The sequence below is a fragment of the Bradyrhizobium sp. Kon69 genome (genome assembly GCF_055807515.1).
This window is the reverse complement of record NZ_JBVVOS010000157.1, coordinates 1-373: the sequence shown is the minus strand read 5'-3', so window position 1 is coordinate 373 and position 373 is coordinate 1. Positions and strand designations below refer to the sequence as shown.

Sequence of the window (373 nt, the reverse complement as noted above, 5' to 3'; positions counted from 1 at the left end):
AGCCGCGCGATCACTTCGCGCACATCGAACGGCTGCTTGGCGTCGGCCGGGATCACGCCGTAAAGCTCTTCGCTGCTGTACAGCGGCGCCACGGGCGGGCGTTGGCGCAATTCACCCAGCTTGCGCCAATTGAGGTTGGCCACACTGCGCCGGGCCAGGGCCAGGGCATGCTCATCGTTGTCGGCATAATGGTCGGCCACGCCGGAGATTCGGCAGTGCACGTCGGCACCACCGAGGTCTTCGGCACTGACCACTTCGCCGGTGGCGGCCTTCACCAGCGGCGGGCCGGCGTGAAAGATAGTCGCCTGCTGGCGCACCATGATCGCTTCGTCGGCCATGGCCGGCACATACGCTCCGCCGGCGGTGCACGAGC

At 67.6% G+C, this 373-nt stretch carries 1 protein-coding gene; it reads right to left on the bottom strand.

Features of this window, described 5'->3' with window-relative positions; genetic code table 11:
• Positions 1-373 (bottom strand): carboxyl transferase domain-containing protein (locus AC0L3U_RS38650; protein ID WP_473364999.1); only part of this gene is annotated, 373 nt, incomplete at both ends.